The 7,098-nt window shown below is 42.2% G+C and carries 6 protein-coding genes and 3 pseudogenes; all 9 read left to right on the top strand.

Annotation, left to right across the window (positions count from 1 at the left end; all coding sequences use genetic code 11):
* Nucleotides 1-97 precede the first annotated feature (97 nt).
* Nucleotides 98-1,126 (top strand): annotated as a pseudogene (locus H6G26_RS36610) (reverse transcriptase domain-containing protein); the annotation flags it as partial.
* Between the two features lie 157 nt (nucleotides 1,127-1,283).
* Nucleotides 1,284-1,700: a hypothetical protein gene (locus tag H6G26_RS36605; RefSeq protein ID WP_190736363.1), complete on the top strand. Its 417-nt coding sequence runs from the start codon at nucleotides 1,284-1,286 to the stop codon at nucleotides 1,698-1,700.
* A gap of 93 nt (nucleotides 1,701-1,793) precedes the next feature.
* Entirely contained in the window at nucleotides 1,794-2,531 is a 738-nt protein-coding gene (locus H6G26_RS36600) for a class I SAM-dependent methyltransferase (RefSeq protein WP_190736361.1), read from the top strand.
* 85 nt (nucleotides 2,532-2,616) lie between these two features.
* Nucleotides 2,617-3,501 carry a hypothetical protein gene (locus tag H6G26_RS36595; protein WP_190736358.1) on the top strand — a complete coding sequence of 295 codons (885 nt, stop codon included), beginning with the start codon at nucleotides 2,617-2,619 and terminating at the stop codon, nucleotides 3,499-3,501.
* Nucleotides 3,502-3,631: 130 nt separating this feature from the next.
* Nucleotides 3,632-4,189 (top strand): hypothetical protein, encoded by a 558-nt coding sequence (locus H6G26_RS36590; RefSeq protein WP_190736356.1) that lies wholly within the window; start codon nucleotides 3,632-3,634, stop codon nucleotides 4,187-4,189.
* Nucleotides 4,190-4,443: 254 nt separating this feature from the next.
* Entirely contained in the window at nucleotides 4,444-4,641 is a 198-nt protein-coding gene (locus H6G26_RS36585) for a hypothetical protein (RefSeq protein WP_242054201.1), read from the top strand.
* Nucleotides 4,642-4,760: 119 nt separating this feature from the next.
* Complete coding sequence (locus H6G26_RS36580) at nucleotides 4,761-5,030, top strand: hypothetical protein (protein WP_190736354.1); 270 nt, start codon at nucleotides 4,761-4,763, stop codon at nucleotides 5,028-5,030.
* Between the two features lie 166 nt (nucleotides 5,031-5,196).
* Nucleotides 5,197-6,270: pseudogene (locus tag H6G26_RS36575) on the top strand (hypothetical protein).
* A 100-nt stretch (nucleotides 6,271-6,370) separates the two neighbouring features.
* A pseudogene (locus tag H6G26_RS36570) lies at nucleotides 6,371-7,009 on the top strand (ATPase); the annotation flags it as partial.
* Between the last annotated feature and the right edge of the window lie 89 nt (nucleotides 7,010-7,098).

Genomic DNA, 7,098 nt, shown 5'->3' with positions numbered 1-7,098 from the left:
CGAACCCTGGTTAATGCCACTGCCAAACTCAATCTCTGCTTCATCAGGCTAATGATTAAGAGGCTTGCAGTACCTTCTTAGATGTCAAATGGGTTCTATAGAACTCGACATCGAAAAGTGTTTCGACAGGATTAACCATTCAGTGATAATGGGCGAACTCATCGCCCCCAAAGGCTTAAAACTCGGAATATTCCGATGCCTCAAGGCTGGAGTTAACCCAGAATTCCCCGAACAGGGAACACCTCAAGGGGGAGTGGTCAGCCCACTATTAGCGAACATCGCACTTAACGGAATTGAAAGTATCCACAGATACAACGGAAAACAGGGGAGAAGAATCACTAATAAAACCCCAGCTTGCGATATCAAAGAGCCATCAATCCGTTACGCGGACGACATGGTTATTATACTCCGACCCGAAGATGATGCGATAGAGATACTTGAAAGAATCAGCGAGTTCCTCCGTAAACGCGGAATGAATGTAAGCCAAAAGAAGACCAAAATTACCGCCGCGACAGATGGGTTTGATTTCCTCGGCTGGCACTTTCAAGTCCAGAAAAACGGAAAGTTTAAAAGCACTCCCTCAGTGGATAACTTTAAAGCGTTCCGTAAGAAAGTAAAACACGTCGTCAACAACTCGAATTATGGTTCTATCGTGAAGGCTGAGAAATTAGCTCCGATAGTTAGAGGCTGGAGAAATTACCACAAGTTCTGTAAGATGGACGGCTCAAAGCATTCGCTTTGGTTCATACACCACAGAGCCTACACGGTATTTAACAAGGAAGCAAAGCAGAATCGCTATTCGAGCGAAAAGCTCATAAAGAAAGCATTCCCAACGGTTCCTTACTCCGAAAATAAACACGTCATGGTTCAGGGAACAAAATCCCCTTATGACGGAGATACAGCCTACTGGAGCGAACGTAAAAGTAAGCTCTACGATGGCGAAACCTCTATTGCTCTTAAGAAGCAAAACCATAGATGTGCTTCCTGCGGCTTAAAGTTCATCGATGAGGAACGGGTTCACCTGCATCACATCGACGGAAACCACGCCAACTGGAAGAAAAATAATCTTGAAGCAATTCATGAGAGTTGCCACGATTACGAACACATGAGCAAAAGCGCAAGCTAAGAACATCGGAAGCTGGGTGCGGTGAAAGTCGCACGCCCAGATTTAACTGAGAGGTGCGGGGAATAATATCCCCCATCGACTCAACCAACGCGCAGTAGCAGAAATTAAAACAAGTCTTTCTGCTCCGGTAAAGCCCAATCAGCAACTAGATAATGAGTTGAAAGAAGCTGCTGACAAAATTAGTTTGTTGGGTGAATGTGACTGGTTATCGTTAAGTATCCAAACCCATCCTGACAAAGTAATCGGTTATGCCGGCTGCTACACCTCACAAAAGCTTCGATTATTTTCCCCAACTGCTGAATGGGACTTCACCCTACCGAAGTGGAATATGCCTGCTGCCATCTGTCCAGACTGTGGTGGTCATCACAACGTCTATCTAGATGGTGAGTTTTTGGGAATCCTCTTCAAAGTCCGAAACGCTGATGAAGTCTGGGAAAACGATCCCAAGACTTACTATTGGCGGTGTGGGGATGGAGTACGGTATTGGAGTGTGAAAGAGGCTGTAGAGGTGCTATCCAGGGCAACTGCTCCGATTGAACTGCCGCAAGTTTGTCGGGAGTTGATAGCGGCGTAAGAGGCGCAGTAGCGTGACTAAAATTACTTTTTGGTCACCCTGAATATTTTTAGCTACGCAATCACTTTTAATGAAAGCCAGATTGAAAAAATCATGACAGTAGAACAAATATTGAAGCAATGTACTGTTCAAGGTAACATCGTTAAGCTTCCGGGCATTCAGTCAGAGCGCAAGACTTATTTAGATGTGGCAAAACAAATAAATCAGATAGGTGGGAAGTGGAAAGGTGGGAAGGTTTCAGGCTTTGTTTTTGAGCAAGACCCAACAGAATTATTGAAGCAAATAGCAAGTAGCGAGAAGCGTAATTTGCAAAAGGAATATCAATTTTTTGAAACTCCCCAAGCCCTAGCAGACAAACTTGTTAGCCTTGCACACATCAATGAATGTCATAGCATCTTAGAGCCGAGTGCTGGTAGAGGAGCGCTCCTTACGGCAATTAACAAAGTTCTTCCGGGCAAGGTGATTGATTGTTATGAACTAATGGACTTAAATCAATCATTTCTGAAAAAAATACTGACAGCTAGTTTCAAAGGTGCGGACTTTATGGAGAATGATGGCACAAGCTACGACAGAATTATTGCGAATCCTCCATTTAGCAATAATCAAGATATTGTCCATATTCAAGAAATGTATACTTTGTTAAACCCTGGCGGATGTATTGTCACCATTTCATCAACACACTGGCAGCACTCAAATAATTCTACTGAAAAACGTTTTAGGAATTGGCTGAAGTTTGTTGATGCTCTGATTGTGCCGATTGAGGCAGGAAGTTTTAAAACTAGCGGCACTAATGTTGCTGCATCAATCATCACGATTGTTCGTCATGACTAGGCAATCACAAGTTATGGAAGCGATGGCGGTTTAGTATGGACGACAGAGTTGCACTTTGAAATACAGTACAGTTCGCCCTTACAGAATGACCCAACAACCTCACGATAAATTTGCCAAGCAGTTTTTAGAAGAGTTACTTTCTCCCTTTGGGGAAGTAAAAACTAACAGGGAAGTCACTGATGAAACAAGATTTGTTGATGTGTTATTTTCGCCAACACCGACATCTGCGGTTGATGCAGAAACTTTAGGATTATTGGGTAGAATAGCGGTATTAAATACTACTTTGCTAGAACCGTTTCGCAATCAACCGAATAGAACAGAAGTACGTAGTTGTCTACAAAAATTGTTCACTGTGATTGCAGACGCGCAACGTTTTGCCAACAGGGAAGACACAACAATAGCGGAGAACGAGCTAGCACAACTGTGGATTATTTCTCCAAGTGCTTCCAAAGCTCTGCTCAAGGCTTTTGAAGCTAAACTAGACTTAGACAATTGGATGAGCGGGGTGTACTTTCTGCCTGAAGGAGTAAGAGCAGCAATAGTAGCGATTAACAAGCTACCGCTCACTCCAGACACGCTGTGGTTTAGGCTCTTAGGGAGGGGAAAAGTACAAATTCAAGCAGTAAATGAATTGGTTGCACTGCCAAGAGAAAACCTTTTGCGCCGGAATGTACTGGAAATAATTTACCGATGGCGTATCAGTGTAATGGCACAGACAGAATTAACCAGAGATGACCAGGAGTTGATCATGAACTTAACTCAAGCTTATGAAGAAGCAAGAGCGCAAGCAGTACAAGAAGGGCAACGCCAAGTTGTAGAAAATTTGTTGAGATTCCGATTTGGTACTGTGGATGAAGAATTAGCGAGGGTGGTCGATAGCTTGTTGCAGTTAACGCCAGAAGAATTTACTCCGCTATGTCTTCAGTTATCCCGTGAAGAGTTGTTGGTCAGGTTTAATTCACACGGATAATATTAGTCTAATAACTGTTTTATAAAGCGCTTTTGTAGTAACAAGAGCGCTGTTTTATTGGCTCTGTACTTCATATATCTGTAGTCAACGGCTTCGCCAAGACAAAAGTGAAATGTATTGGTATTGAACAATGAACCCTCAAGAAAATGCTGAACTACTTGCTGCTTTGATGCGCCAAGAGGAACTACTCAAGCAATTAGTTGCAGCAATCAATAAGCCGAAATTGGGACTTCACAGTGAAGCTGGCAGTAGCAAAATCTACTGCAATCGTCACAATGGTTATCTGTGGTACACCCTCAGTAATGGTGAAGCAATTGCTGTTGCACAGACTGCCCTAACGGGATATTTGCGAGAACTGAAATTCGAGAAGTGTGAACGGCGCGGTAAAGAAGTTTATAAACTACTGGTTACAATTCAGGCAGATCGAATATACATTCTCGAATCAGGACATGAGACTCACTTTGCAAAAGGTTTGTTAGCAGCGATCGCAACTCTCGCTCCAGAACAGTTGTATTCTCCAATTACGCTACAGCCGCAGCCAGGAACAACTGACGAAAGTGTGCTGTTCTGCCGTGTCTGGGTAAATAGTGAGTTAATCATGGCATCTTACAACGAGCAAAGCGACTGGCGAAAAATCAGTAAACAGGCGATTGCTGTTACAAAAGCTGCGAATGAAATGGTGTTTTAACTTGTTGTAGACAGGGCTTGAGAGACTGTAGTTATAAGTGATTCAAGCTTTGTCTACAGCTAATGAATAAGGGAAAGGGGTAAAGGTAAAAACCTTGCTTTTCTCTTGATGATTTAATTCATGAATCCCTTTCCCTTTACCCCTCTTTTTGCTGTTCAACTATTCACAAATAATCAAAGATGACTATAACAATCCTTCACCCCAGTATCGAAAACTTACAGTAGTTTTCTGACTCGTTCGACATTGAGAAACTATTGCAATCTGACGGAGTTCTGCCGTGGCTTTTGGCTAACGGTTGGGATTACAGCGACGAATCTTGTTTGATTGCAAATGTTATTGATGAGTCTACAAGTCTAGATGAAGTTTGGGACTCAGAAGAGTTTGATTTTAAGGCACTACCAGATGAATCAAAGTCAAAATTAAACCAGATTTTCGAGCATTTCTATCTTTGAAAGAATCGGAAAATTACATTATACGTGAAAAACTCTACAGTCAAACTGATTAAAGTTGACTGTAGAGAAAAATCGATTCCACAAAAGATTATCGCACACTCTACTTCAATGCTAATCAGATGGAAAAAAATTTGATTAAAGTGTACGACGCGACACTGTTGAGTTCATCAAAGGTCTACCAAATCAACGGTGCGCTTTGTCGATATCTGGGTGATACAGGTAGTATACAACATCCACAATATCTGTTTTTACCTCTACCTAATCAAAGGAAAAAAGCCAGCTTTCCACTAAATCGAAACAAACTCATGGCTCGTTGCTATGAAATCGAAGGCATGACTTATAACAAGCCTGTGGTACAGGATAATTCACAACAACTTCAACTATTTTAGCGATGTCAACACACAAACCACCAGTCATTAAAAGACATATTCGGTTACAAAATAGCTCTACAAAAGTAATCTATAGAGCTACTACAGACATTCACAAATTGAAAAATAGCCACAAGGAAAGCTTCGCTTAATCGAAAGTGAAAAATAATGATTGAGGTAAATAATAATGGTACAAGCAATCGACGACCCTATTGCTGCGAATTTCCTAACTGATGCAGTAGTGGAGCGCTACAACTTCTCCCAACTCAATAAAACCCGCATTAGGTTTAGGATTTAGTTAAAGAAAAGTACAAAGTCTGCTGCTCCTAAATGGGCAGATGTGCTAAAAGCTGAAGTGTCTGAAATTGAGTCAGACCTGGTAAAAGTGACTAATTCTGAAGTCGGTCTGCGAGGTATTAAGGTATTTAAAAAGCTTGATGAAGCTGCTGCCCAACTGAGGCAAGAGATTGCTTCAGTTCAAGAGTGGATGTCTGCTGATACTGGTGATTGGGTTTGTCCAATTGATTTAGCGCCACTTGTTTGGAATCAGTTAATTAATATCAGAGATAATGTTGCTCCCACTCTCAAGAATCAATTAAAAGCTGATTACGAAGCGGGACTTGTAGATTACCAGGAACGGATTGACCAGTTCCTCTCACTTAACACTTGGGAATTACCCGACGATAAGCAAGAATCTGTAAAAGCTAATTTTTTAAGAGCATTTCCGACTCTGACTGACCTTGAAGATTATTTGCAAGTCATTATTGGTCGTCCAGTGATTATCCCTGCCCTGTCTGAACAACTCGACCATAAACAAGCCGAATGCTTGGAGCAAATCACGCGATTCATACAACAGTATGACTCTAACTTAGAGCAAAGACTAAGGGAATCGGCTCTGGCAGGTGGTGAACAACTCGCCGCGCAGCTTCTCTCTGAACTAGCTGATTGGGAGCCAGGACGGAAGCCCGTACAGTTCAAAAAGAAGATGCAACGCCATCTGATGAAGGTTCAGATACTACTAGCGAATGCTGACCCGGAGGCTGGCAGCAGCTTGGAGGCGATGATGGCGCACTTGGACTCTATCGTTAACGATCCAGCGATTGAGTCGAAGAATCTTGGTTCTGATACGCGCAGTCAGTTGCAGCAAAAGATGGATTCTATCCACGCCAAGTTGTTAGATGAACAACGCAACCTACAACAGCTAGCGACTGACGATGTGGGCTTATCGAAAGCTACCGTTATGTCGTTCAAATTTAGGTAAAAAATAGTCTTGGGCGAGGGTGAACTCTCTCAAGACTTGATCGATGTATTAAAAGTGCAATATTCACTTTTTAAGAGGATATCGCACTTTGAAATCCGCCATGAAACTCTCAAATCTGCTCTCCAGGCTCGATTCACAAATCCCTATCGCTGCTGTTGATGTGCTATCACCTGATGAAGCGACGATTATTCAATGGCTGACTACTGAAGCTAACAATAAGCTTTCATGTCCAGTGTTCTTCTGGAATCTCGGTGTGTCCAGTCTAGAACAGTGCCTGATTGCGTCGGATGGTGGTTTAATATTTAAGCCAGTAGCAGAGTATAAAAAACCGCCCCAGGCTGATCCACTGTTGTATGTGTTTGACTACATTGCTAATTTTAGTGGGAATGGTGTATTTATCCTCGGAGACATTCACCCCTTTATTGCTAAGAATTCACCCCAATTATCATGGGAGATTTTAAGCAAAGTCAAAAATCTTTACCACAGGTTAAAACCCACAGATAAACGCATTGTGCTGTTGGGTCAGAACATACAACTACACGAATCCCTAGTCAGATTGATTCCTTATTGTGAAGTTCCTTTGCCTAGTATTGACCAAATACTACTTCATATCAACTCTTATTTGCATGACTTACAAAACTCAGCCACAGAGCAAGAATTAGCTTTTACTATTTCCCTGGAACATGCTGAATTTGAATCTCTTTCTCGTGCAGCATTGGGTTTAACTTTAGAAGAAATTGTGCGATTCGTTGCTTAGTGAATCACGGTAATCAGCCCGTACATAACTAAGCCAGCCCGACAGCAGATTACTGTCACCGAAGGCTGAAC

The organism is Nostoc sp. FACHB-888 (genome assembly GCF_014696655.1).
In the GTDB taxonomy this organism is placed as follows: domain Bacteria; phylum Cyanobacteriota; class Cyanobacteriia; order Cyanobacteriales; family Nostocaceae; genus Nostoc.
Note: the sequence above shows the minus strand (reverse complement) of the source record. Positions and strands in the feature narration are given on the sequence as shown.

Bases quoted from the DNA above. Each gene is read 5' to 3' on its own strand.
- H6G26_RS36600 (WP_190736361.1), top strand. From the start codon at position 1,794: ATGACAGTAGAACAAATATTGAAGCAATGTACTGTTCAAGGTAACATC.
- H6G26_RS36595 (WP_190736358.1), top strand. From the start codon at position 2,617: ATGACCCAACAACCTCACGATAAATTTGCCAAGCAGTTTTTAGAAGAG.
- H6G26_RS36590 (WP_190736356.1), top strand. From the start codon at position 3,632: ATGAACCCTCAAGAAAATGCTGAACTACTTGCTGCTTTGATGCGCCAA.
- H6G26_RS36580 (WP_190736354.1), top strand. From the start codon at position 4,761: ATGGAAAAAAATTTGATTAAAGTGTACGACGCGACACTGTTGAGTTCA.